Annotated in this window: 22 protein-coding genes; 15 read left to right on the plus strand and 7 right to left on the minus strand. The window is 38.9% G+C overall.

The features are described from left to right. Positions 1 to 91 precede the first annotated feature (91 nt). The 6 genes from ACS125_RS07945 to ACS125_RS07970 all read left to right on the plus strand — a co-directional run bounded on the left by ACS125_RS07945 (position 92) and on the right by ACS125_RS07970 (position 9,623). Positions 92 to 787, plus strand: a complete 696-nt coding sequence (locus ACS125_RS07945) for a GntR family transcriptional regulator (protein WP_004794249.1) — start codon at positions 92 to 94, stop codon at positions 785 to 787. A gap of 10 nt (positions 788 to 797) precedes the next feature. Further along, entirely contained in the window at positions 798 to 4,247 is a 3,450-nt protein-coding gene (gene smc / locus ACS125_RS07950) for a chromosome segregation protein SMC (RefSeq protein WP_443271411.1), read from the plus strand. A 1-nt stretch (position 4,248) separates the two neighbouring features. Beyond that, positions 4,249 to 5,289: a cell division protein ZipA C-terminal FtsZ-binding domain-containing protein gene (locus ACS125_RS07955; RefSeq protein WP_443271413.1), complete on the plus strand. Its 1,041-nt coding sequence runs from the start codon at positions 4,249 to 4,251 to the stop codon at positions 5,287 to 5,289. A gap of 94 nt (positions 5,290 to 5,383) precedes the next feature. Further along, positions 5,384 to 7,423, plus strand: coding sequence for an NAD-dependent DNA ligase LigA (ligA, locus tag ACS125_RS07960; RefSeq protein ID WP_443271415.1), 2,040 nt, complete (start codon positions 5,384 to 5,386; stop codon positions 7,421 to 7,423). Between the two features lie 252 nt (positions 7,424 to 7,675). After that, a complete protein-coding gene (gene ftn, locus ACS125_RS07965; RefSeq protein ID WP_004794241.1) occupies positions 7,676 to 8,140 on the plus strand; it encodes a heteropolymeric bacterioferritin subunit Ftn in 465 nt (154 codons plus the stop codon). A 289-nt stretch (positions 8,141 to 8,429) separates the two neighbouring features. After that, positions 8,430 to 9,623 carry an MFS transporter gene (locus tag ACS125_RS07970; RefSeq protein WP_174759420.1) on the plus strand — a complete coding sequence of 398 codons (1,194 nt, stop codon included), beginning with the start codon at positions 8,430 to 8,432 and terminating at the stop codon, positions 9,621 to 9,623. 68 nt (positions 9,624 to 9,691) lie between these two features. On the opposite strand, the gene ACS125_RS07975 is transcribed toward ACS125_RS07970, so the two are convergent. Then, entirely contained in the window at positions 9,692 to 11,125 is a 1,434-nt protein-coding gene (locus ACS125_RS07975) for an alpha,alpha-trehalose-phosphate synthase (UDP-forming) (RefSeq protein ID WP_443271417.1), read from the minus strand. Further along, the gene (gene otsB, locus ACS125_RS07980; RefSeq protein WP_443271419.1) at positions 11,113 to 11,964 is read right to left on the minus strand and encodes a trehalose-phosphatase; all 852 of its coding nucleotides are present in this window, start codon (positions 11,962 to 11,964) and stop codon (positions 11,113 to 11,115) included. Before otsB ends, ACS125_RS07975 begins: the two co-directional genes overlap by 13 nt. Positions 11,965 to 12,320: 356 nt before the next feature. Between otsB and ACS125_RS07985 the strand changes: the two genes are divergently transcribed. The 5 genes from ACS125_RS07985 (at position 12,321) to bioD (ending at position 16,976) form a co-directional block, all read left to right on the plus strand. Beyond that, positions 12,321 to 13,052, plus strand: coding sequence for a hydrolase (locus ACS125_RS07985; RefSeq protein ID WP_174759671.1), 732 nt, complete (start codon positions 12,321 to 12,323; stop codon positions 13,050 to 13,052). 93 nt (positions 13,053 to 13,145) lie between these two features. Continuing rightward, positions 13,146 to 14,426 (plus strand): adenosylmethionine--8-amino-7-oxononanoate transaminase, encoded by a 1,281-nt coding sequence (gene bioA / locus ACS125_RS07990; RefSeq protein WP_174759669.1) that lies wholly within the window; start codon positions 13,146 to 13,148, stop codon positions 14,424 to 14,426. Position 14,427: 1 nt separating this feature from the next. Then, positions 14,428 to 15,585, plus strand: a complete 1,158-nt coding sequence (locus tag ACS125_RS07995; protein WP_174765999.1) for an 8-amino-7-oxononanoate synthase — start codon at positions 14,428 to 14,430, stop codon at positions 15,583 to 15,585. Continuing rightward, the gene (gene bioC, locus ACS125_RS08000) at positions 15,582 to 16,331 is read left to right on the plus strand and encodes a malonyl-ACP O-methyltransferase BioC (protein WP_174759999.1); all 750 of its coding nucleotides are present in this window, start codon (positions 15,582 to 15,584) and stop codon (positions 16,329 to 16,331) included. The genes ACS125_RS07995 and bioC overlap by 4 nt, the downstream gene beginning before the upstream one ends. Then, positions 16,332 to 16,976 (plus strand): dethiobiotin synthase, encoded by a 645-nt coding sequence (bioD, locus tag ACS125_RS08005; protein ID WP_174741536.1) that lies wholly within the window; start codon positions 16,332 to 16,334, stop codon positions 16,974 to 16,976. It abuts the gene before it with no gap. A gap of 57 nt (positions 16,977 to 17,033) precedes the next feature. Here bioD and rluB read toward each other — a convergent pair whose 3' ends face one another. From rluB to ACS125_RS08030, 5 genes are all read right to left on the minus strand, one after another. Continuing rightward, the gene (rluB, locus tag ACS125_RS08010; protein WP_004794225.1) at positions 17,034 to 17,957 is read right to left on the minus strand and encodes a 23S rRNA pseudouridine(2605) synthase RluB; all 924 of its coding nucleotides are present in this window, start codon (positions 17,955 to 17,957) and stop codon (positions 17,034 to 17,036) included. 41 nt (positions 17,958 to 17,998) lie between these two features. Then, positions 17,999 to 18,592, minus strand: a complete 594-nt coding sequence (scpB, locus tag ACS125_RS08015; RefSeq protein ID WP_151827226.1) for an SMC-Scp complex subunit ScpB — start codon at positions 18,590 to 18,592, stop codon at positions 17,999 to 18,001. Further along, the gene (locus tag ACS125_RS08020) at positions 18,589 to 19,380 is read right to left on the minus strand and encodes a segregation and condensation protein A (RefSeq protein ID WP_034590956.1); all 792 of its coding nucleotides are present in this window, start codon (positions 19,378 to 19,380) and stop codon (positions 18,589 to 18,591) included. Before ACS125_RS08020 ends, scpB begins: the two co-directional genes overlap by 4 nt. Before the next feature lie 224 nt (positions 19,381 to 19,604). Beyond that, positions 19,605 to 20,222 carry an L-threonylcarbamoyladenylate synthase gene (locus ACS125_RS08025; RefSeq protein WP_003653356.1) on the minus strand — a complete coding sequence of 206 codons (618 nt, stop codon included), beginning with the start codon at positions 20,220 to 20,222 and terminating at the stop codon, positions 19,605 to 19,607. 89 nt (positions 20,223 to 20,311) lie between these two features. Further along, complete coding sequence (locus tag ACS125_RS08030) at positions 20,312 to 20,974, minus strand: elongation factor P hydroxylase (protein WP_174759345.1); 663 nt, start codon at positions 20,972 to 20,974, stop codon at positions 20,312 to 20,314. 96 nt (positions 20,975 to 21,070) lie between these two features. On the opposite strand from ACS125_RS08030, the gene ACS125_RS08035 reads away from it, so the two are divergent. From ACS125_RS08035 to fabG, 4 genes are all read left to right on the plus strand, one after another. Beyond that, positions 21,071 to 21,631 carry a YceD family protein gene (locus ACS125_RS08035; protein ID WP_443271425.1) on the plus strand — a complete coding sequence of 187 codons (561 nt, stop codon included), beginning with the start codon at positions 21,071 to 21,073 and terminating at the stop codon, positions 21,629 to 21,631. 74 nt (positions 21,632 to 21,705) lie between these two features. After that, the gene (gene rpmF, locus ACS125_RS08040; protein ID WP_000290730.1) at positions 21,706 to 21,891 is read left to right on the plus strand and encodes a 50S ribosomal protein L32; all 186 of its coding nucleotides are present in this window, start codon (positions 21,706 to 21,708) and stop codon (positions 21,889 to 21,891) included. A gap of 151 nt (positions 21,892 to 22,042) precedes the next feature. Then, complete coding sequence (gene fabD / locus ACS125_RS08045) at positions 22,043 to 23,029, plus strand: ACP S-malonyltransferase (protein WP_004794214.1); 987 nt, start codon at positions 22,043 to 22,045, stop codon at positions 23,027 to 23,029. Next, the gene (fabG, locus tag ACS125_RS08050; RefSeq protein WP_004794212.1) at positions 23,026 to 23,760 is read left to right on the plus strand and encodes a 3-oxoacyl-ACP reductase FabG; all 735 of its coding nucleotides are present in this window, start codon (positions 23,026 to 23,028) and stop codon (positions 23,758 to 23,760) included. The genes fabD and fabG overlap by 4 nt, the downstream gene beginning before the upstream one ends. The last annotated feature ends 56 nt before the right edge of the window (positions 23,761 to 23,816 follow it).

Raw genomic sequence — 23,816 nt, forward strand, 5'->3', positions numbered from 1 at the left:
ATGACATAGTTTTTAATCGGTGCGATCAGTTAAAAACAAGGATGCGAAAGAAAAGCATGGATTAATGCATATAAAAAGTAGCGGGTGATTTATGAATCTCGAAGAGACAGAAAGTCTTTCTGAGCAAATTGTCAAATATATTAGCGAACAGATCATTAGTGGTGAGCTGGTTGAAGGCGAGCGTATTCAAGAATTACGTATTGCCAAAGAGCTGGATGTAAGCCGAGGATCAGTTCGTGAAGCATTGTTATTATTAGAGCGTACTCATTTAATTGAGATATTTCCACGCCGCGGGGCAATTGTTTCAGAAATGTCTGCACAGCAGGTTAAAGCACTGTTTGACACAAACGTGATGTTATTGGGGCATATTGTTCAACGCATCAGTGAAACATGGCGCGCACATGAAGCCGATCAATTGCAGCTCTTATTAGAACAACTTCTTGAGCATGTAAAAGCAGGAGATATCGAAAAATTTTATGATGGTGTTTTTCAATATCTCGCTGAACAGCAAGATATGGTGGGTAACCCTTACCTAATGAAGTTTTATAAAGAGTTACTACCTTCACTACGTCGCAGTTATTTTTTGACCTTAAATACCTCTAAGCGGGAACTACAAGAAGCATTTGCATTATTTAAACTCGTGACTGATGCAATTTTGATCCGAAAATCACAACAAGCCGCTTTATTTATGGAAGATTTTTGTCGACACTTACGTAACCTTGTGTTGGAATCGCTGACACGAATGAAACAGATTGAATTGGCCTGGGCAAGACGCTCACGCCGCTAGTTAGGGCATTATGCGTTTAAGCAGTTTAAAACTTTCCGGCTTTAAATCTTTTGCAGATAGTACAACTTTAAATTTTAAGGCGAACCGCACAGCAGTGGTTGGTCCAAATGGTTGTGGCAAATCCAATGTTATTGATGCGATCCGCTGGGTGATGGGTGAGTCAAATGCTCGTCAGCTTCGTGGTGGTAGTATGCAAGATGTTATTTTTACTGGAACATCCAAGCGTAAGCCAGTGGGCGTAGCGAGTGTTGAGCTACGTTTTGATAATACCTATGGCAAATTGGGCGGATCTTATAATGCTTATAATGAATTGGCCGTTCGTCGTCAGGTCACGCGTGAAGGTAAGTCCGAATATTTCTTAAATGGCACACGTTGCCGCCGTCGTGATATTACCGATATTTTCTTAGGGACGGGGTTAGGGCCGCGTTCTTATGCAGTGATTGAACAAGGCATGATTAACCGTCTGGTTGATGCCAAACCTGAAGAAATGCGCATCTTTATTGAAGAGGCAGCAGGCGTTTCACGCTATCAAGCTCGTCGACGTGAGACTTTGCAACATCTTGAACATACTGAGCAAAATCTTTCACGTTTAGAAGATATTGCCCTTGAGTTAAAATCACAGCTGAAGACGCTTAAACGTCAATCAGAAGCAGCTGTTCAATATAAAACTCTGGAAAGCCAGATTCGGACCCTAAAAATTGAAATTTTGTCCTTTCAGGCAGATAAAAGCGTACGCTTACAAGAAGAATATACAGTTCAAATGAATGAACTGGGTGAAACTTTTAAATTGGTTCGCTCAGAGTTAAGTACGATTGAACATGATTTAGAAGCAACCAGTGCTTTATTTCAGAGACTTATTCAGCAATCTTCACCACTACAACAAGAGTGGCAACAAGCTGAGAAAAAACTATCTGAACTGAAAATGACTCTGGAACAAAAACAGAGTTTATACCAGCAAAATAGTATGACTCTCGTTCAGTTAGAACAGCAAAAATTCCAAACTAAAGAACGTTTACAACTTTCGGAATTGCAACTTGAAACACTGAATAATCAGTTAGATGAACAAACTGAATCATTAACTGGAATTGAGCATACTGCAACGGAAGCTGAACAAAACTTTGCTGATTTACAATCTCAGCAAAAACAAGCACAGCAACAATTTGAACAAATAAAAGCTCAGGTTGAAAAACAACAGCAGCAAAAAATGCAAATGTCTGCTCAAATTGAGCAGTTAGGTAAAAATGTTCAACGCATTGAACAGCAAAAAGAAACGTTGCAACATCAAGCAAGTCAGATTCAATCGCATGTTCATGAAGATGAGCAGGGTGAATTTGAGCAACTACAGCAGCAATTACGTCGTGAAATCTTGACGTTAGAGACTGAAATTGAGCAGTATGTGCAACAGATTGAACAGTCTCAACAAGCGCATCAGACAACCAAAAATCAGCAACAAACGCTAAAAACAGAAATACAGGTTTTATTATCTGAGCAGAAAAACTTAAGCCAGCTTGTTGCTAAACAAAGTCCAAAGCAACATCAAGATGCACTACGTTTAATGCAGGCTCTACAGTTAACTGAGCAAGGCAAACCGCATGCGCAGATTGTTGAGAAGTTTTTAGCAAAATGGTTGCAGGCGCATATTGTTGAAACTGAACAAGCCTTTCAGGAAGGAATTGCTCGTCAGTTAAAACCTTCAGAGCAAATAAGTCAATTTAAGGGGAATTTAGCCTGTTTAAATGACTGGATTGAGTCTCCACAACTATCAATCTTTTCGAATGTAGCAATTGCACAAGATTTGACAGTTGCTTTAAATGAGCAAAAGCAACTGCAACATGGTCAGTCTATTGTGACTTTAGATGGTTATCATGTTGGGCAGGATTGGGTGATTGCCCTTATGTATGATGATGAAAGTCAAAGTGCACAAGGTATGCTCAGTCATCGCATTCGTCTAGATGAAATTGAACAAGCCCTTGAAAAGCAACAACCTGAATTACAAGCATTAGATCAAATTTTAGTTCAGCAAAAAGATGAACTAGGGCAGTTGCAGTCTGACTTGCAGCAGAAACAGCAAGTTGTTAAACAAAAACAAAAAGACTTACAACAGCTTGATGTGCAAATTGCTAAACAGCAAACCGCAGCACAAGCATTTTTACTGCAAAAACAACAATTGAAAGATCAGTTAGCTCAGTTAGACATGCAGCTTGAAGAAGATGCAATGCAAAAAGATGATCTGGAAATTGATTTGCATGCTCTAGCAATCAAACTTGAAACCATTTTACCTGATTATAAAACTATGCAATTTCGGGTAGAAGAGTTAACGGAGCAGTTAGAAGAACAGCAACAAGCTCTACAGCATCAGCAACAAGAACGTGAGATTTTACGCCGTAGTAGTACGCAAACCACTCAACAAATCGAGTTGCTTGAAAAAGATATCTCGTTCTTGCAGAGTCAATATCAGCAAATTAATGCTCAAATGGAACAAGCGAAAAAATTTGTTGACCCTATTCAGTTAGAGTTACCAAATCTTGAGTCGGAGTTTCAGCAACAATTTGCTCAAACTGAAAAGTTGCAAAAGAACTGGAATGAATGGCAGCTTGAACTCAATAGTGTGCAGGAAAAACAACAAACCCTGACAGATCAGCGTCATCAATATCAACAAAAAGATGAACAACTCAGAGAACAGCTTGAAGAGAAGCGTTTGGCATGGCAAGCGGCTAAGTCAGATCGTGAACATTACCAAGATCAGCTTAAAGAGCTAAATGCCGAAGTCCAAAAGGGCTTACAAATCGATTTAACTGAGCACCAGCAAAAACTGGAAAAAGTACAGAAACAGTTTGAAAAAATCGGAGCGGTGAACCTTGCTGCTTCACAAGAATTTGAAGAGGTTTCTCAGCGTTTTGATGAGTTGAGTCACCAGATCCAAGATTTGGAAAATACGGTAACTCAACTGAAAGATGCGATGAAAAGCATTGATCAGGAAACCCGTAAGTTGTTTATGACAACGTTTGATCAGATTAATCAAGAGTTGCAAAATCTGTTTCCAAAGGTCTTTAATGGTGGTGAAGCGAGTTTAAGCCTTGAAGACGACTGGCAATCTGGTGTTAAACTGATGGCAAGACCACCGGGTAAGAAAAATAGTTCTCTCGCATTACTTTCCGGTGGAGAAAAGGCATTAACAGCGTTAGCATTAGTATTTGCGATTTTTAGATTAAATCCGGCACCGTTCTGTGTGTTAGATGAAGTGGACGCACCACTTGATGATGCGAATGTTCAGAGATATTGTAATTTGGTAAAAGAGCTTTCTGAACATGTACAATTCATTTACATTACACATAATAAGCTGGCGATGACCATGGCAACTGATTTGTTGGGTGTGACCATGCCTGAACCGGGTACATCAAAATTAGTCACTGTCGATTTAGAACAGGCAAAAGAATACGGGTTAGTTTCGGAGTCATAGAATGGAAATCAATACGATTATTGGCATCGTTGTCGCCATTATTATTATGCTAATTGGCTTAAAAATGATTTTAAAAAAGCCAAACCATGCTGAACCCTCATTAGATAGTGATTTGCATATTAATCATGATAGTAATCAACCAGTTATACCTCGTCACGTGCGAAATCAGCTTGAGCAACCTGAAGTAGAGGCTGTGGCAGCGCGAGTAGAGCCGACCTTAAATGAATCGGTAGAACCGCAAGTTAGTGAAACAGCTCAAGCAAAGACATTCGTTACGGAGTCTGCTCCAACGACTTCATCTGAGCAAACTCAAACTTCTGTTGAAAATACTTCTGTAATAGAAGAAGAAATTCAATCTGAAGAAACTGTAGCAAGCTCTACCATTAACACAGACAGTTCAGCTGAGTTAGTTGATACGGTTTCTGTTAAATCAGAAATTGAAGCTTTATCAGAAGAAAACTTGAAATCTGAAAGTGAAAAAACTGAGCCTGAGTTGAGTCTAAACCCAAATATTGAAACTGCCGAAATTGCTGAATTTGAAGGCGAGAGTAATATTCTGGATGTACATTTGCATGAACAGCAACGCTATGATGATGAAAGCGCATTAGCGATGGCTGAACAGATTATTGCACTCAATGTTTATCCGAACCCGCGTCGCGCGTTGTCTGGCGATAAAGCACTTAAAGTATTGTTAAAATACGGTTTACGTTATGGCGAAATGTCATGTTTCCATCGTTATGAAAATACGGATGAGCCGAGCGTACTGATGTTTTCGGTACTGCGTATGACAGATAATGGACCAGCTGGGTTTGATCTTGAAACCTTGTCTAGTGAACAAGTTCAAGGGCTGGCATTTTTCCTTGCGCTTCCAAACAGTAAAGCCGTAACTGGTTTTGACATGATGGCAAGTATTGCTGGTTTAATTGCTCGTGAAATTGATGGCAAGGTTTATGATGAAAATAATCTTGAATTTACACCACAGTTAAAAGAGCATTGGCGTCATCATGTGATTGATTATCGTCCGGCACATGCGACTGCCTAGTTTTAATTTTTTACGTTCGTTGCGATAATTGCAATATATCTAGTCGCAGCTCAGGGTGGAGAAATTTCCACCCTTTTTTATGGTGAATAACATAATGGCAACAACTTCCGTGATCGAACAGATGCGTCAGCTTATTCAACTGATTGCAAAGCATAACCACGCCTATTATGTGATGGATCAGCCGACAATCTCGGACAGTGAATATGATCATTTATTTCACCAGTTAAAAGCTTTAGAAGAGCAATATCCTGATCAGGTTCAATCAGATTCTCCAACGACAAAGGTAGGCGGCCAAGCACTCTCTAAATTTCAAAGCGTGACTCATGTCGTTCCGATGCTTTCTTTGGGGAACGTTTTTAATCAGGAAGACTTGTTTGCATTTGCTCGCCGTGTAGAAGAGCGTTTGCCTAACCAAAAAGTACAATACGAAGTAGAACTAAAACTTGATGGTCTTGCGATTTCGCTTTGGTATGAAAACGGTGTGTTAATACGTGGTGTTACACGTGGTGACGGCGAAACTGGAGAAGACATTACTCAAAACGTTAAAACGATTCGTAACTTGCCTAAAGTGTTGCATTCAGATCATTTTGAAATTCCACGTTTGCTTGAAGTCCGCGGTGAAGTGCTCATGCCAAAGTCTGGCTTTGAAAAACTTAATGCTGATCAGGAAGCAAAAGGTGATAAAACATTTGCGAACCCACGTAATGCCGCAGCAGGTAGTTTAAGACAGCTCGACCCGAATATTGCTGCTAGTAGACCTTTAGCGTTTTATGCGTATGGTATTGCCCAGTGCGAACCAAATCATAACTTAACGACCATGCACGACAGCCTACAATGGCTCACACAACTTGGCTTTGAAATTGCTGAGCGTCAATATCTTTGTAATTCGATTCAAGAAGTACAGCAGCGTTATGAGCAAATTCAGCAAGAGCGTCCAGATCTACAAGTTGAAATTGATGGAATGGTCGTAAAGGTTGATGACCTAAAACAACAACAACAACTTGGTTTCTTAAGTCGTGAGCCACGTTGGGCAACGGCTTATAAATTCCCTGCACAAGCTGCATTAACTACAGTTGATCAGATTGATTGGCAAGTAGGGCGTACAGGTACTTTGACTCCTGTAGCGCGTTTAAACCCTGTATTTGTAGGGGGAGTAACGGTTTCCAACGTAACTTTACACAACATTGGTGAAATCCATCGTCTAGATGTGCGTGTTGGCGATACGGTTAGCGTTTATCGTACGGGCGATGTTATTCCTAAAGTAGAAAAAGTTTGGCCAGAATTCCGTTCACCTGACGCTGAAATTGTACATTTACCTGAAAGTTGTCCTGTTTGTGCTTCTCCTGTAGTTATGCCTGAAGGAGAAGCTTTAGCACGTTGTTCTGGTGGACTTTATTGTGCTGCACAGCGAATTGAAGCGATTCGCCATTTTGTATCACGTAAAGCTCTCGATATTGAAGGTCTGGGCGACCGCTGGGTAGAGTCTTTATTGCATCTCGATTTACTTAAAGATGTTGCCGACATTTACCATTTGCATGAGCACCGAGAGACTTTACTCGGTATTGAAAAAATGGGGGAGAAATCGGTACAAAACCTGATTGATGCCATTGAAGCCAGTAAGAAGACAACGCTTGCTCGTTTTATCTATGCACTGGGAGTTCGTGGGGTGGGTGAAACAACAGCTAGAATGTTGGCCAATACTTTCCAAACTCTAGAAGCACTTAAAGCTGCTGATGTTGAGGCTTTAAAGAAAACCCCAGATGTCGGCGATATTACCGCAGAGTGGATTGCTGACTTTTTCTTGGCACCACATAACATTGAAGTGCTTGATCGCTTAATTGCAGCAGGAATTCATTGGGATGCACCGACTGCACCAACACGCCAGCCATTAAATGGCGAAAGCTGGGTGTTAACAGGCACATTAGAGCAAATGACCCGTGATCAGGCGACTCAAATGCTACAAGCATTAGGTGCGCGTGTAAGTGGTAGTGTATCAAGCAAAACTAAATGTGTGGTTGCGGGCGAGAAGGCTGGTTCGAAATTAGAAAAAGCAGCAAAACTTGGTATTGCAGTTATGAATGAGACTGATTTCTTATCACTTATGGCTAGCTACGGGCAGACTTTAAGCGAATAGGTCTACCGAAATAAGAACCATTGATTTTAGTTACAAATTTATAAATTGATGGTTTAAGTTATATTTTAACGCTTGTTTGAACTTATAAATCAGACAAGCGTTTCTTTTTGCACAGGAAATTTAAATAACTTAAACTGCAAATGCGTATGTTTCTCATTTTAATTCGATAAAAATCATAAACTTAACTATTTTTTATTTTGCAATCATTTTTAAGATTGCCCATAATAGTTCTCATACAATAGGAGATTTATTATGCGTGGCAATCCAGAAGTCATAGACTATTTAAATATGCTCATTGGCGGAGAATTGGCTGCCCGTGATCAATATCTAATCCATTCTCGTATGTATGAGGATTGGGGCCTAAATAAAATTTATGAACGTATTGATCATGAGATGCAAGAAGAAGCTTCTCATGCTGATGCGATCATTCGCCGTGTATTATTCTTAGGTGCTAAACCAAACATGCATCGTGAAGATATCAATGTTGGTACAGACGTTGTAACTTGTTTAAAAGCTGATTTGGCGCTTGAATATCATGTTCGTGAAAAGTTAGCGACAGGTATCAAACTTTGTGAAGAGAAGGGCGATTACATTAGCCGTGATATGTTACGTCAACAATTATCAGATACTGAAGAAGACCATACATACTGGTTAGAAAAGCAATTACGTTTAATTGAGTTGATTGGCTTACAAAATTATATTCAATCTCAAATTTAATAAAAGAACCCAGCTCAGGCTGGGTTTTTTATGGGCTTATTTTAATAAAACTAACTCATCGCTTAAATGTTAATTTTGTCAAATTGAATATATTCAAAGCCTTACTATATAAGGCTTTGGCAGTTACAAAAAAGTCAGAAAAATTGTATCACACCCCCTGTTTTTTTTATGGAATTGGATATAATTTCGCCAACAAAACCCTTGCCTAGAAATTTAATGAGGCAAGGGTTTTTCTATGGAAAATCGGTTGGTATGGATCGCCAATGATTTTATGGTGAGTTCGCGAAATATGTTATTTACCAAACCTGCTGTTTTAGACACAGCTACTCTCTTAAGCACACAGCGTCTTGCAACACGACTAAGCTTTTTTAGCTTAGGTTTTGCGACCGCAGCTTGGGCACCTCTCATTCCTTTTGCGCAGCAGCGTTTAAACTTAAATCATGCCGATTTTGGTTTACTTTTGCTGTGTATGGGTATTGGCTCAATGATTGCTATGCCTGCGACAGGTGCTTTAGTCAAGCGCTGGGGATGTCGTCCATTAATTGCTTTAGCATTGATGCTGTTAATGGTCTTATTGCCTAGTCTTACGATGTGGAGCAGCATTGTGACCATGGCTGTAGCATTGTTTGTCTTTGGATCGGCAGCAGGATGTCTTGGAGTGGCCATCAATTTACAAGCAGTGGTTGTAGAAAAGCATAGCTTGCGAGCTCTTATGTCTAGCTTCCATGGAATGTGTAGTTTGGGTGGCTTAACAGGCGCTATGCTTGTGACTGCATTATTGGCAGTGGGCCTTTCTCCATTAATGAGTACATTATCAGTTGTTATGATTTTACTTGTTATTGGTGGTGTTGCTATTCCTTCTTGTTTAACGTCTTTTGAACAGGATGAAAAGCCACATGAAGATACAACGCAAGCACCGAAAAAATTCTATCGTCCCGATGGCATTATTTTGCTTATTGGTATGATGTGTTTTATCGCCTTCTTATCTGAAGGTGCGGCAATGGACTGGGGTGGTATTTATTTAACAAGTAAATATCAGCTTAACCCTGCTTTTGCTGGCTTAGCTTATACTTTCTTTGCGCTTAGCATGACCACTGGACGTTTTGCAGGTCATGTGTTACTTAAGCAATGGGGCGAAAAGAATATTGTAACTTATAGTGCAATTGTGGCTGCGATTGGTATGGCTATTATTGTGACTGCGCCAGTTTGGCAAGTGGTTATATTAGGCTATGCACTGTTAGGACTAGGCTGTTCTAATATTGTGCCAGTAATGTTTTCTCGTGTTGGTCGACAAAACAATATGCCAAAAGCAGCTGCACTTTCTTTAGTATCAACGATTGCCTATACGGGTTCTTTAAGCGGCCCAGCTTTAATTGGTTTAATTGGTGAATGGACCGGTTTAAGTACTGTTTTAACAGGTGTAGCTGTATTGCTATTTGTCATTGCTTTACTTAACCGTTTTACATTAATAAAGACAAATTAATTTATAAATAATAGAGATCCTCAAAGAACATCGAGAAATTTAATTTCTCGATGTTCTTTTATTTAGACTTATAAAACCTGATAGATCGATTGATAACTATCTTGTAATAATCGCTGAGGCTTCATTAGTAAAGTTGGAGTCTTTTCTAAATCATCCAAGAAGTTATTTCGCCAATGGGTAAGGTCAGATGATGTTAATCCTTCTATCAATTTCTGGTAACGATTAATACGCTCAGTTTTAGACATCTCTAAAGCCATTTTTAAAGTATCCATCATTGCCGCTCTATCTTGCGGATCAACAATCAAGGCTTGAGACATCTGCTCAGCAGCTCCAGCATATTTAGATAAAATGAGTACTCCTGGGTTTTCCGGATCTTGAGCTGCAATATATTCTTTAGCAACTAGGTTCATACCATCACGTAGTGAACTGATCCAGCAAATATCCGAATGGCGATAAATGTGCATGAGATTATGGTGTTGAACCGTGTCATAGCAACAATCCACAGGTCTCCAGTCTTCATGTGCAAACTCTTCGTTAATTAACTCAAGCTTGGTTTTAAAACGTTGGTATAAACGTTGATAAGCTGGAATATCGATACGAGAAGGTATTGCAACTTGAAGATGACGAACTAGACCATGGTATTCAGGACTGGTTTCCAAAAAGGTTGCAAATGCATTAAATCTTTCCATTAAACCTTTCGAATAATCAATACGATCAACCCCAATAATCGTTTTTTGGCGTGGAATTTCTTCAAAATTAAACACGGAAGAGGTCGCCAAATCTTGTTGTGCTTGCTTTTGTATAATTTCGGGCTGAACACCAATTGGGTATGACTTAATTAATATTTGACGTTTTTTATAGCTAATACTATTGCTTTGAATTTTCTGAGCTTCGAGTAAATTTAGACAAGTTTGCATACATGCATTTTGATCGATCTGAGTTTGTAAGCCAATAACATCATATTGACTCAAGTCTTGAATTAAGTCTCGAGCTACTGGAATTTTGTGCCAGATATTTAGGCTAGCAAATGGTATATGTAAAAAGAAACCAATTTTATTTTGCATGCCTAATTCACGGCAGTAACGCGCTACACTAAAAAAGTGATAATCGTGTATCCAAATAAGATCTTCAGGTTGAGCAAGCTGTTTTAACTTTTCAGCAAACAAACGGTTGACCTTTTGGTAGGTGCTATATTCTTGCGCATCATATTCAATTAGATCTTCGCGACTATGCATTGCTGGCCAGAGAACCTTATTTGCAAAACCACAGTAATATTGCGCATATTGTTGATGAGTAAGAGGGCAGGTAATGTAATCAATCCCTTGAGAAGAGGTTTGTTCAAACTCTGGCGCTTCGCTATCGGTAATTTGCTGACCATTCCAGCCTAACCAAATGCCATTACTATCATTCAAAGCATCTTGTACAGCCACGGCGAGGCCACCAGCTGAAGCTTTACCTGAGGGCATACTTATCCGGTTCGATAATACGATTAATTTAGACATATTTTTTCTCCATTCTGATTTTGGCTATTTTTGACATATAAGCTTTTTATTCTGTTTTGAAATAAAAAAAGAAAATTCGCGACACTATCAATATCTTTTAATCTATATTCAGCTTGTGTTTCACCACAACCCACTTTAATCGTGAGACCAGATTGTTGATTAATAAATACAAAACCAGATTCATCTGTTAAATCATCGCCTATAAAAATAGGTAAAACAGAAGGTAAATTAAGATGATTTAATATGGTTTTAATGGCTTTACCTTTATCAGCTTGATGAGGTATTAATTCAATAACAAATTTCCCCTTATTTAATTTTAATTGAGGATAATCAGAGCTAATCTGTTGCATAATATTAATAGCGTGATTTTCTAAATCTGGTTTTTTACGATAATGTAAAGCAATAGAATAACCTTTGTCCTCAATTAATAAATCGGGATATTTTTCACAAGATTTTTGAATATCTTGTTTTAATTGTTTAAAATTAATCTGACTTAAATCTGGCCGAATATAATGATCTGAATCAAGACAAATATCTAAACCATGCAAGCCCGCAATTGGAACTTCAATAGGATATAAGAGTTTACTAGCTGTATTGACATCACGACCTGTTACAGCAATAACAGGTATATTTAATTGAATAATTTTTTTTATAATTTCAAGTGTGGTGTTTGGAATAAAACTATGCTCAGGATTAATTTGAAAGGGTGCTAATGTCCCATCAATATCCAAAAATAAACAATAATTTTTAACTATAGATAAACTGCTTATAATATGATTGGGTGTAACAAAATATGTATCTTTTTCTCTCCCATCAGATATTGTATTTTGACTGTTCATATTAGCCTTCCCAATATTTTTTGATCAATAATTATTCTTCTAACATTAAAATGAATTGATGAGTCATTTCTTTTAATAAAAAAACATAAGTATTAACATTAATTACATTGCATAATGGATTTATAGGCGAAGTGTGGAGTATGTTGTTTTTTGATTGGCTTCAATGTTTAGTTAATTAAAGTTTTGTATATTTAATATGAATAATGCAGGTCTTATTTGTCAATATATTTCAGAATATTAATGTAATATAAATACTTGATTTTGTGACTTGTAAATTGTTTTTAATATTGATTTTAAAGGATATTTTAAATCAATATTATTATATAATCTTTATAAAATCGGCTTTGGATAGGCATATGAAGTTACAAAATAAAATTTTATTAATTACGGGTTGGGGAGTAGGCGTGGAACCTTTGCAATCTCTAAAATTGCATTTGGAAAAAGAGGGTTTTGAAACTCAACTTATTAATATTTTTAATGTTTTAGAGTGTAACTTTCAAGCGCAGCTTGATTTAGTGGATGAAGTTGATGTGGTAATAGGCTGGTCTTTAGGTGGACAGTTAGCCACTCAACTGGTTGATATTTTTTACAAGCAAACAGGGCAAACAAAAACTTTAATTACGCTCGCTTCAAACCCTTGTTTCGTTGCCAATCACAATTGGCAACCTGCAATGCCTACAGATGTATTCACTCAATTTAAATCTTCTTTTTTACAGAACTCGCAAGCCACGTTAAAGCGTTTTTATTATTTGATTACACTTGGCTCAACCCAAGCTAAACAAGATTGGATGAGTATACAAAATATAGCAAATCCGCCGTCAAATGAACTTTTAATAGAAGGTTTGCAAATGCTTGAACAACTAAACTTGGTAAATAACTTAAAAAACTATTCTGGCCGACAACTTCACCTCTTTGCTGAGCAAGATAATATAATTCCTTGCAAAATTATCGAAAAATTTGAGGAGATCATGACAGAAACCATGAATTATAAAGTGCTAAAAGGCGCTACTCATGCTTTTCCATACCTTGAAGTAGACCGAACAATTGAAGAAATCTGCCAATTTTTAACAATTCATCAGCAAAGTTAATAAGCTTTGATTGATCTCGCAATTTTCTTTCATTCTTAACAGGTTTAACATGTGCTAAATGAGAGATTTAATTGCTGTAAAAGGGTAAATAGGATGACCGATAATTTTGATTTAGAACATATTTGGCATCCTTATACTTCAATGACCCAACCGTTACCAACCTTTAAAGTTAAACGTGCCTATGGGGCAACGATTGAACTCGACGATGGTAAGACTTTAATTGATGGTATGTCATCTTGGTGGTGTGCAATTCACGGCTATAACCACCCTGAACTCAATCAGGCAGTGACAGATCAATTACAAAATATGTCACATATTATGTTTGGTGGGTTAACCCATGACCCTGCCATTGAGTTGGGTAAAATTCTTTTAAAAATTACACCACCAAGCCTCGACAAAATTTTTTATGCAGATTCGGGGTCGGTTGCCGTTGAAGTTGCTTTGAAAATGGCTGTGCAATTCTGGGCAGCACAAGGCCAACCTCAAAAAACAAATTTTATTACTACACGTTCTGGTTATCACGGTGATACATGGAATGCGATGTCTGTCTGTGATCCAGTAACAGGCATGCATCAGATTTTTGGTACCAGCTTACCAAACCGTCTTTTTGTAGCAGCACCACAGACCAAATTTCATGAAGATTGGAATCCTCAAGATATTGCCGAACTAGAACAGGCTATTCAGCAAAATCATGAAAATCTTGCTGCACTGATTATTGAGCCAATTGTACAAGGTGCAGGGGGCATGCGTTTTTATCATCCTGAATATTTACGTCAGGCTAAAGTGCTTTGTGAAAAATATAACCTGCTTTTAATTTTCGATGAAATTGCCACGGGTTTTGGCCGTACTGGTAAGCTCTTTGCGTGGGAGCATGCCCAAGTTGAACCAGACATTATGTGTATAGGTAAAGGCTTAACAGGCGGCTATATGACCTTATCTGCTACCTTAACCACAAAGCATGTTGCAGAAACCATTAGTCGCGGTGAGGCTGGGGTATTTATGCATGGCCCAACTTTTATGGCCAATCCACTTGCCTGTGCCGTTGCTTTAAAAAGTACGCAATTGTTAATTGAACAAGATTGGCAAGCCAATATTGAGCGAATTGAGCAACAGCTTAGCCAATATTTAAGGCCTTTAAGTCAGCTTGATTATGTTGCTGATGTGCGAGTGCTGGGTGCAATTGGGGTAGTAGAACTCACCTTTAATGTTGATATGAAAACTTTACAGCAACAATTTGTAGACCGCGGAATCTGGATTCGTCCTTTTGGAAAATTGGTTTATGTGATGCCACCGTATGTCATCACTCAACAAGAGCTAAGTGATTTGCTAGAACAATTGGTTGAGGTTGTGCAAACGATGCAGGGAGCGCATTAAGATGTCCTTGCTCAATCATTTTGCTGCCGAGTTAGATGAGTTAAAACAACAAGGTAACTTCAGACACTTTACTCAAAATGTGCAGCATGACCGTTTTATTACGATTCAAAATAAAACGATGCTTAACTTGGCTTCAAATGATTATCTTGGGTTGGCGGCTGATATCAATCTTCGCCAAGAATTTCTAGATAACTATCCACTAGAAAGAAGCTATTTTAGTTCGTCATCTTCACGTTTATTAACGGGCAATTTTGAAGAATATGAACAATTAGAAAATAGCCTAAGCCAAGCATTTGGTGGTCGGTCGGCTCTGCTATTTAATAGTGGCTATCACATGAATATTGGTATTTTGCCTGCTGTTGCTGATAGCAAAACTTTAATTTTGGCAGATAAGTTAGTCCATGCGAGCATGATTGACGGGATCCGTTTATCTGGTGCGCAGTATGTGCGTTATAGACATAACGATTTACAGCATTTGGAACAACTTCTCCAAAAATATCATGATGATGAAAAGATTGAACGTATCATTGTGGTCACAGAAAGCATTTTTAGTATGGATGGTGATGAAACGGATTTAGCTGCATTAGTCCAGCTCAAAAAACATTTTGCTAAAACCATGCTGTATGTTGATGAAGCACATTCAATTGGTGTGCGAGGTCAGCAAGGTTTGGGGTGTGCTGAACAATATAATGTCATTCAAGAAATTGATTTTTTAGTTGGCACATTAGGTAAAGCATTAGCAGCAGTTGGTGGTTACATTATTTGTGATCCAATTATTAAAGATTATCTCATTAATAAAATGCGCCCACTTATTTTTAGTACTGCACAGCCCCCGATTGTGATGGCATGGGCAAACTTTATTTTTCAAAAAGTATTACTTGCTCAACCTCAGCGTGAACATTTAAAAAATATTAGCCAATATCTTCAACAAGCTGTTGTGCAAAAGGGTTATGTAAGCCCATCGACCAGCCATATTATTCCTGTCATTGTTGGAGAGAGTCAGGCTGCGATTGATAAAGCGAAACACGTTCAGGAAAGTGGTTTTTATGCGATGCCTGTACGTCCACCTACAGTCCCTAAAAACAGTTCCCGTTTGCGTATTTCTTTAACGTCAATGGTACAGCAACATGAGCTTGAAGAATTGGTGAGTTTTCTGTGAGTTTGAATAAAAACTTGGTTGCCCAGCGTTTTGCCAAAGCAGGGCAAAGCTATTCAGAGCATGCAATTGTTCAAAAACAAATTTGCCAAAATTTAACGAGTTTACTCCAGCAGTTTTGCCCGAGTAAGATGTTACGTGTCTTTGAAATCGGTTGTGGTTCTGGCAATTTAACGCATCTTATTACCGCATCTTTTCAGATTGAAGAGTTAATTTTAAATGACCTGTATGCAGATGTGCAGCAGCACTTCAATCATCAAGAAAATTTGAAATGGTTAATTGGGGACATTGAAACTTTAGAGTTTCCCCAGCAGCTCGATATGATTGTTTCAGGTTCAGCTTTACAGTGGATGCAAGATTTGCCGCTTTTGCTTAAGCATAGTAATGGGGCTTTGGTTGATCAAGGCTGGTTATGCTTTTCAACATTCGGCTATCAGAATTTAATGGAAATTAAAGAGCTAACAGGACAAGGTTTAAGTTATTGGTCAGTTGAAAATTGGAATAGAGCCTTAACTCAGGCTGGTTTTGAGATTTTGCATTTGTCAGAGTCAGAAACCCAACTCTATTTTGATTCGCCTAAAGCCGTGTTGCAGCATTTAAAAGCAACAGGTGTAACGGCAACTGCTCAACATCGTTGGACTAAGCAAACGTTACAACAATTTTATCAAGATTATGATCGGTTTAAGTACGCTGAGGGATATTCCCTAACATATCATCCGATTTATTGTATTGCCCGGAGAATGAAGTAAATGAGTGGTCAGGTCTATTTTGTGAGTGGGATTGATACCGACATTGGTAAAACCTACGCTACAGGCTTTTTAGCAAAATTGTGGACTGAGCAGGGTAAAAAAGTGATTACCCAAAAACTCATTCAGACGGGTAATGCTGATATTTCTGAAGATATCGAGAAGCATCGTGAAATTATGGGGCAGGGCTGGTTTCAAGAAGATCATGACAAGCTAACCATGCCTGAAATTTTTAGCTATCCTGCTTCGCCTCATCTTGCAACACGCCTAGATAACCGAGAAATTGATTTTCAAAAAATTGAAAATGCGACGCAAACATTGGCAGAGCGTTTTGAAATTGTATTGTTAGAAGGTGCGGGCGGCTTAATGGTGCCACTAACTACCAGTCTGCTTAGCATTGATTATATTGCTCAGCACCAGTTCCCAGTTATTTTGGTAACATCAGGTCGTTTAGGAAGTATTAACCATACTTTACTGAGTCTTGAAGCACTTAAGTCTCGTGGACTTAAATTAAAAGCTTTGGTTTATAACTTAAAAGATGAATCAAAAGATCCATTAATTTCTCAAGATACTTCAAATTATCTGAAAGATTATTTAGCAGTTCATTTCCCTGAAGCTGAATGGATTGAGCTGGAAAAAATGAATTAAGTTAAAAAGCTATAAAAAAAACCGCTCTGATTTGAGCGGTTTTTATATCATTAAATATTAGAATTTCTTTGAACCACGGTTAAAACCAGTCGATTTACGTTGGTTACCCGTGTTAGCCGGAGCTTCTTTTTCTTCATCACGACGTTGTTGGCGTAAGTAACCGCCACGACGAGCAGCCATTGGCTTTTCAGTCATACGGTCAGTACGACGTTTTGCCATACCAAATAAACCTGTACCTTGACGTGGTTTTAACTCAACAGATTTTGCTAGATTATCGATGTCAGTTTTATCGAGTTCCATCCAGCGGCCAGTACGTAGTTCGCGTGGTAAAATAACTGTACCGTAGCGCGTACGCAATAAGCGGCTTACTTTAAGTTCTTGTGATTCAAAAATACGACGAACCTCACGGTTACGGCCTTCTTTCACCACAACTTGGTACCAGCGGTTAATACCTTCACCGCCAATTTCCGAGAAAGATTCAAATTTAGCAGGACCATCTTCAAGTTCTACGCCATTGACCATGTTTTGGCGTATTTTAGGTGTTACTTCACCCATCACTCGAACAGCATATTCACGTTCAACTTCATTTGATGGGTGCATTAAGCGGTTAGCAAGCTCACCATCATTTGTAAACAATAATAAACCAGTACTGTTAATATCTAGACGACCTACCATTACCCAGCGGTCATTCGCAATTTGTGGCAAATGATCAAATACGGTCGGGCGTTTTTCAGGATCATTACGTGAACAGATTTCGCCTTCTGGCTTATAGTAAATCAATACACGGCGACGAATTTCGTCTTCAATTTGAAACTGAACTTTACGGCCATCAATGCGTAATTCATCGCCTGGTTCAATGCGCTCACCCACTTGGGCAACACGACCGTTTACACTCACGCGTCCTGCGGCAATAACCTCTTCCATATATCGGCGGGAACCTAATCCGATTCGCGCTAATACTTTTTGCAATTTTTCACTCATGACAGCACAACCTTAGACATAATGATCAACAGTCCACCTCTTTATGATTTCGGTGCATTTGCATCGAGAGCCATAAAGGCTTCCTTGGCGTTCTGTAGGGGAGGCAATTGGCCTAGCGATGCTAGACCAAAAGCATTCAGAAACTGAGGCGTTGTAATTAGCAACGCGGGTCTTCCGGGTAAATCTCTAAAACCGGCTTCTTTAATCCAGTTCCAGTCAAATAGTGTTCTAAGAATCTGACTATTATTAGACACACCACGAATTTGTTCAATATCAGCGCGGGTAACCGGTTGATGATAAGCAATGACAGCCAGGGTTTCTAGTAATGAAGGCGACAGTTTTGTTGGTCGCTCTGGCCAAATTTGAGCAATAATACTACGATATTTAGATCTTACCTGAAAGCGAAACCCTTGCGCTGTTTCAATCAACTCAATAGATCGGCCGTGTTGTAATAGCGCGAGCTGTTGTAAAAGTTGACGAAGCTGTTGTTTATTATATTGATTATTAAATGCTTCTTTTAAACGGGCAATTGAAACGGGCGCTTCACTGGCAAAAATAATAGCTTCAAGTTGTAATAAGACTTCGTGGTGAATGTCAGCTAATGACAAATCCGTATTAGTTTGTTCAAAGCTCATATTGAAGATCCTTGAATTGCTAACGGAGCTTCAATACCTGAGGCAATAATTTTAATTCGCTGTTGTCGGGTTAACTCTAAAACAGCCATAAATGTCACAACCATTCCCATGCGACCTTGCAGAGGATTGAGTAATTCTTTAAAACTTAACACGTCACCAGACTCTAATTTCTCTTCAATATATGCAATGCGTTCTTCTAGTAAGACAGGCTCTTGAGCTACAACATGTGTAATAGGTTCTGGTCGGTTAAACACACAGAACAATGCGTCATGTAATGCTGAAATATCATAGCCTTCATAAACAGGAGCAATATGGCCTAAGCTCACATTTGCACTGAATGTATCACGCTCAAGAATTGGCATTTGACCCAAACGTTCAGCCGCTTGCTTGATACGTAGATAGGTTTCAAGTCGGTCAATAAGTTCTTGTTTAGGGTCTTTTTCAATGCTGATGATTGTTGGCTTTGGTAAAAGCAGGCGAGACTTTAAATCTGCCAATAAAGCAGCCATCACCATATAATCAGCGGTTAGCTCAATATTTAAGGATTTCATACTATCCATATAAGTTAAATATTGAGTTGCTATAGGCGCAATATCGACGTGAATTAAATCAAAACCGTTTTTTTGAATCAGATAAATTAAAAAATCTAGTGGACCTTCAAACTGTTCGAGCAAAATCTCAAATGCAGCAGGAGGAATATAGAGATCTTCAGGGATCTTGTCATGCCACTCATCTAAAACACGGATGTGTGGAGCGTCTTCCATGGATTGATGAAGTGATTGATTCATTACGATTATAAGCCACGCGAATTTTCAAAAGCATGAGACTTGTTATTCAAGTCAAAGAGAGCTGTAAACAGAAGAACAGCAGATAGTGAAAATCATTCTAAATGAATTGTGCCTTTTAATAAATTACTTAACGACTAAAGTGTAAAAAAAATCCAAAATAAATAAAGAGTATTTTTTTGAGTGATAATACTTTTTTTAAAACTATTGGTAAAAATTGTAAGTGCTTATTCAAAAGCACTTACATCGCCAATACCACGACGGATAATTTCAGGATGTTCACCCGATAAGTCGACAATACTGGTGCTTGTTAAAGTACCGAAACCACCATCAATAAATACATCGATTCGTTTATCTAATTGATTTTCTATATCGTAAGGATCATCTAGAGGGTCTTCTTGGCCCGGTAAAATTAATGTACTAGTGAGTAGAGGTTCGCCAAGCTCTTTTAATAAAGCCTGACAAATTGGATTACTTGGAATACGTAAACCAATCGTTTTCTTTTTAGGATGCATTAACCTACGAGGAACTTCACTTGTTGCAGGTAAAATGAATGTCGTTATAGCAGGAGTATTCGCTTTCAATAAACGATATGTTGCATTATCAACTTTTGCATACGTTGCAATATCTGATAAGTCACAGCACATAATGGCATATTGATGTTTAGGTCCTAAACCACGAATCTGCGCAATACGTTCCATGGCATTTTTATTACCGATTTGGCACCCAATTGCGTAGGCTGCATCGGTAGGATAAACCACAACATCTCCGGCACGAATGCGTTCAACCGCTTGGCTAATAAGGCGTTGTTGTGGATTTTCAGGATGTACATGTAAATGCATCATATTTTAGAGACTCCATCACGCCAGTGTTAAAATAATTATTAGGCTTTTTAAACAGCCTATGCAAGTAATTAACGTGGTTTTTTTGTCAATTAATCAAGGAGTTCACGTTTAAATTCATTTAATTGTAATGCTAGGCCTGAACGTGTACATTGGCAAATAAAACCAATAAATGCTGCTGCATCACGTGGCAACTTGGCTTCACCTGAAAAGTAACGTTGTACTTGAGCATAGACATTATCTTTAAATATTTTGCCATCTCCACCATCACCTGTCAGGTTATCAAGCGAGACTCTAAATTTTCTACCAAAAGACTGTGCAAACAACCATTCAATTGCTTGAGGCTTAATTTCGACTTGTTCAAATAGACTTTGCTGTTCTTGCGTACGGCCATCGGGAGCGTACCAATATCCTAGATCTGGTAATAGACGTCTTTTTTCACCTGCAATAGACCAATGACTAATTTCATGCAAGGCACTATTAAAGAAACCATGGGCAAATTGAATCTTGGCAGGTTCTATATTTGTTGTAGGGAAATATTCTGGTTCAAAATCTCCACGAACTAATATCACATTATGGTGGGAAAACCAGTGATTAAAGTGTAAAATAAGCCAATCAACTTGCTCAGACTCCGATTTTGAGCTTGACCATGGTGAGAGTTGCACTATGTCAGGTACAAGAGTGTTCTGATGGGTTGAATGGGTGCAAACGAGTAATGAAGTGTTAACTTCAGGTTGCGGCTGCAACAGGTGCATTGCTTAATTTACCCCGAGTTCTGTCTAAAGAAGTGCAAAATTGTATCTTAATCTTTGACAGAGTACCGATGAATTTGTAGAATTGCCGCCTTAATTATGTCAGCAAATACCTTTCCGGCACAGATTGAGCCGTTTAAATGGGCTGAACAAGGCTTTACATGGTCAGGTCAACTGCCCTTGTCTCGCTTTGCTCGTATCGCTCGTGAAGCTGTTGGATCAATTGATAACCAATTGATCAACATAGACTGTAAGCTATCAATGGATGCATATCATCGCATTGTGTGGATGGATGGTCATATGGACACGATAGTTCCAATGGAGTGCCAACGTTGTTTGGAACCTGTTGAAATACCTCTTGTCTTAGACTTTCATATTGCATTAGTGGATGATGAGTCACTGATAGAGCGCTTGGATGAGGATGCTGATTTCATCGTTTTAGGTGAAAGTGAGTCTTCGACGAAAGGCGATTATGATACGCCAGCCTCGATTAACTTGCTCGCATTACTAGAAGATGAACTGTTATTGTTGATGCCTTTATCTCCCAAGCATGATGCTTGTGAAAATAAACATCAACCTACCATTCAAAATGTTGTTGAAGAAAAACGGGATAACCCGTTTGATGTTTTGGCAGGTTTGAAGGGTAAACTTAACTCATAATTTGTGATATAATTGTGAGATAAGACAACTGAATTTGTTCTGATCCATTTTTTCGATCTTTGTAAGGAGCCATCATGGCCGTTCAGCAAAACCGTAAAAGTCGCTCTCGCCGTGACATGCGCCGTTCACATGACGCTTTAACCGAGAATGCATTAACAGTAGACCAAGCAACTGGTGAAACTCATCGTCGTCACCACGTGACTAAAGACGGTTTCTACCGTGGTCGTCAATTATTCGCTAAAGCAGCTGATGCTGAATAATTGTATGATATGCATTAAGCGTGATGCTTAAGTATAGAAAAAATGGGAGCGAAAGCTCCCTTTTTTTGTTGTTTTTCGCAATTATAAAAATATAAATAACATGTTAAATTTCCGCTCCAGAAATGAGTGAAAACCCAAAAAAGGATTTCTTATGTCTGCTAAACGTCTTGAACAAGTAGCTTTAGCCACAAAAACTGCGTTTGTGTTTCCAGGTCAAGGTTCACAAAAAGTCGGTATGCTTGCTGAACTAGCAGAACAGTTTAGTGGGGTTGGGCAAACCTTTGCGGAAGCTTCAGATGCGCTTGGATTTGATCTGTGGCATATTGCGCAAAGTGGTGAAGGTCTCAACCAAACAGAAAATACCCAACCTGTGTTATTAACTGCCAGTATCGCTTTATGGCGTGTATGGCTTGATTTAGGTGGTCTGGCACCTAAGTACCTTGCAGGGCATTCTTTAGGTGAATACAGCGCTTTGGTTGCTGCAGGATCTATGAGCTTGGCAGATGCAGTGAAACTCGTGAATTTGCGTGGCAAACTCATGCAAAGCGCTGTTCCTCAGGGGGAAGGAGCTATGGCTGCTATCCTTGGTTTGGCTGATGAAAAAGTGGTTGAACTTTGCCAAACTGTGAGTGCGTCAGGTGAAGGCTCAGTAGAAGCTGCAAACTATAATTCACAAGGCCAAGTCGTAATTGCCGGAAGTACAGCATCTGTACAACAAGTAATGGCTTTGGCAAAAGAGCAATCTGCTAAGGCAATTGCTTTACCTGTGTCAGTTCCTTCGCATTGTTCATTGATGAAGCCTGCTGCTGAAAAATTTGCAGAAGCTTTGGAACAAACTGCCATTGAGCTGCCTACCATACCTGTAATACAAAATGTCAACGCGGGAATAGCTACCGATGTTGCTCAATTGCGTCAGGCGTTGACTGCTCAATTGTACCAATCTGTACAATGGACAGACACGATGCAGTTCTTACAAGACCAAGGTATTCACTACGTTGTTGAGTGTGGCCCTGGTACAGTATTGAGTAATCTCGCGAAGCGTTTACCAAATATAGAAAAAGCTTTTGCGATTGATAGCAAGAGTAAAATGGAAGATGCCCTAAATGCTGTTTTAGTGGCAGAAGGAAAAATTGCATGACACAAGAACGCAAAGTTGCATTAGTAACGGGCGCGAGTCGGGGCATTGGCGCTGCAATTGCCCAGCAACTTATTCAAGACGGTTATTTTGTTGTAGGTACTGCGACATCTGAATCTGGTGCACAAAAGTTAAGTGAAAGCTTTGGTGAGCAAGGTGCAGGTTTAGCTCTCGATGTGCGTAATCTCGATGAGATTGAAGCAGTTGTTTCTCATATTGAACAGAACTATGGCCCAGTGCTTGTTTTGGTTAATAATGCGGGTATCACGAAAGACAATCTATTGCTACGCATGTCAGAAGATGATTGGGATGACATTCTCAACATTCACCTTAAAGCTGTATATCGTTTATCTAAACGTGTGCTTAAAGGTATGACAAAAGCGCGCTTTGGCCGCATTATTAATATTAGTTCTGTTGTTGCGCACTTTGCAAACCCAGGCCAAGCGAACTACTCTGCTGCAAAAGCAGGTATTGAAGCATTTAGCCGTAGTCTTGCAAAAGAGATGGGTAGCCGCCAAATCACTGTGAACAGTGTGGCACCAGGTTTCATCGCAACAGAAATGACAGATGCACTTAGTGAAGACATTCGCAAAAAAATGAGTGATCAAGTGGCTTTAAATCGCTTAGGTGAGCCACAAGATATCGCAAATGCGGTGAGTTTCCTTGCAAGTGATAAAGCAGGTTACATTACCGGTACGGTATTACATGTAAATGGTGGTTTATACATGGCCTAAGGCTGATGTATAAACTTTTAAAAATTTTTATATTCAATTAAACTAGTGGCAAATCA

The organism is Acinetobacter sp. PFS20, assembly GCF_052261015.1.
Taxonomy (GTDB): domain Bacteria; phylum Pseudomonadota; class Gammaproteobacteria; order Pseudomonadales; family Moraxellaceae; genus Acinetobacter.

Excerpts from the sequence above, each read along its gene's own strand:
- bioA (WP_174759669.1), top strand. The coding sequence starts at position 13,146 with ATGACCGATAATTTTGATTTAGAACATATTTGGCATCCTTATACTTCA.
- ACS125_RS08020 (WP_034590956.1), bottom strand. The coding sequence starts at position 19,380 with ATGAATCAATCACTTCATCAATCCATGGAAGACGCTCCACACATCCGT.
- ACS125_RS07955 (WP_443271413.1), top strand. The coding sequence starts at position 4,249 with ATGGAAATCAATACGATTATTGGCATCGTTGTCGCCATTATTATTATG.
- ACS125_RS07945 (WP_004794249.1), top strand. The coding sequence starts at position 92 with ATGAATCTCGAAGAGACAGAAAGTCTTTCTGAGCAAATTGTCAAATAT.
- ftn (WP_004794241.1), top strand. The coding sequence starts at position 7,676 with ATGCGTGGCAATCCAGAAGTCATAGACTATTTAAATATGCTCATTGGC.
- otsB (WP_443271419.1), bottom strand. The coding sequence starts at position 11,964 with ATGAACAGTCAAAATACAATATCTGATGGGAGAGAAAAAGATACATAT.
- ACS125_RS07995 (WP_174765999.1), top strand. The coding sequence starts at position 14,428 with ATGTCCTTGCTCAATCATTTTGCTGCCGAGTTAGATGAGTTAAAACAA.
- ACS125_RS07970 (WP_174759420.1), top strand. The coding sequence starts at position 8,430 with ATGTTATTTACCAAACCTGCTGTTTTAGACACAGCTACTCTCTTAAGC.
- scpB (WP_151827226.1), bottom strand. The coding sequence starts at position 18,592 with ATGAGCTTTGAACAAACTAATACGGATTTGTCATTAGCTGACATTCAC.
- rluB (WP_004794225.1), bottom strand. The coding sequence starts at position 17,957 with ATGAGTGAAAAATTGCAAAAAGTATTAGCGCGAATCGGATTAGGTTCC.
- bioD (WP_174741536.1), top strand. The coding sequence starts at position 16,332 with ATGAGTGGTCAGGTCTATTTTGTGAGTGGGATTGATACCGACATTGGT.
- ACS125_RS07985 (WP_174759671.1), top strand. The coding sequence starts at position 12,321 with ATGAAGTTACAAAATAAAATTTTATTAATTACGGGTTGGGGAGTAGGC.
- ACS125_RS08035 (WP_443271425.1), top strand. The coding sequence starts at position 21,071 with ATGTCAGCAAATACCTTTCCGGCACAGATTGAGCCGTTTAAATGGGCT.
- rpmF (WP_000290730.1), top strand. The coding sequence starts at position 21,706 with ATGGCCGTTCAGCAAAACCGTAAAAGTCGCTCTCGCCGTGACATGCGC.
- smc (WP_443271411.1), top strand. The coding sequence starts at position 798 with ATGCGTTTAAGCAGTTTAAAACTTTCCGGCTTTAAATCTTTTGCAGAT.
- ACS125_RS08025 (WP_003653356.1), bottom strand. The coding sequence starts at position 20,222 with ATGATGCATTTACATGTACATCCTGAAAATCCACAACAACGCCTTATT.
- ligA (WP_443271415.1), top strand. The coding sequence starts at position 5,384 with ATGGCAACAACTTCCGTGATCGAACAGATGCGTCAGCTTATTCAACTG.
- ACS125_RS07975 (WP_443271417.1), bottom strand. The coding sequence starts at position 11,125 with ATGTCTAAATTAATCGTATTATCGAACCGGATAAGTATGCCCTCAGGT.
- fabD (WP_004794214.1), top strand. The coding sequence starts at position 22,043 with ATGTCTGCTAAACGTCTTGAACAAGTAGCTTTAGCCACAAAAACTGCG.
- ACS125_RS08030 (WP_174759345.1), bottom strand. The coding sequence starts at position 20,974 with ATGCACCTGTTGCAGCCGCAACCTGAAGTTAACACTTCATTACTCGTT.
- fabG (WP_004794212.1), top strand. The coding sequence starts at position 23,026 with ATGACACAAGAACGCAAAGTTGCATTAGTAACGGGCGCGAGTCGGGGC.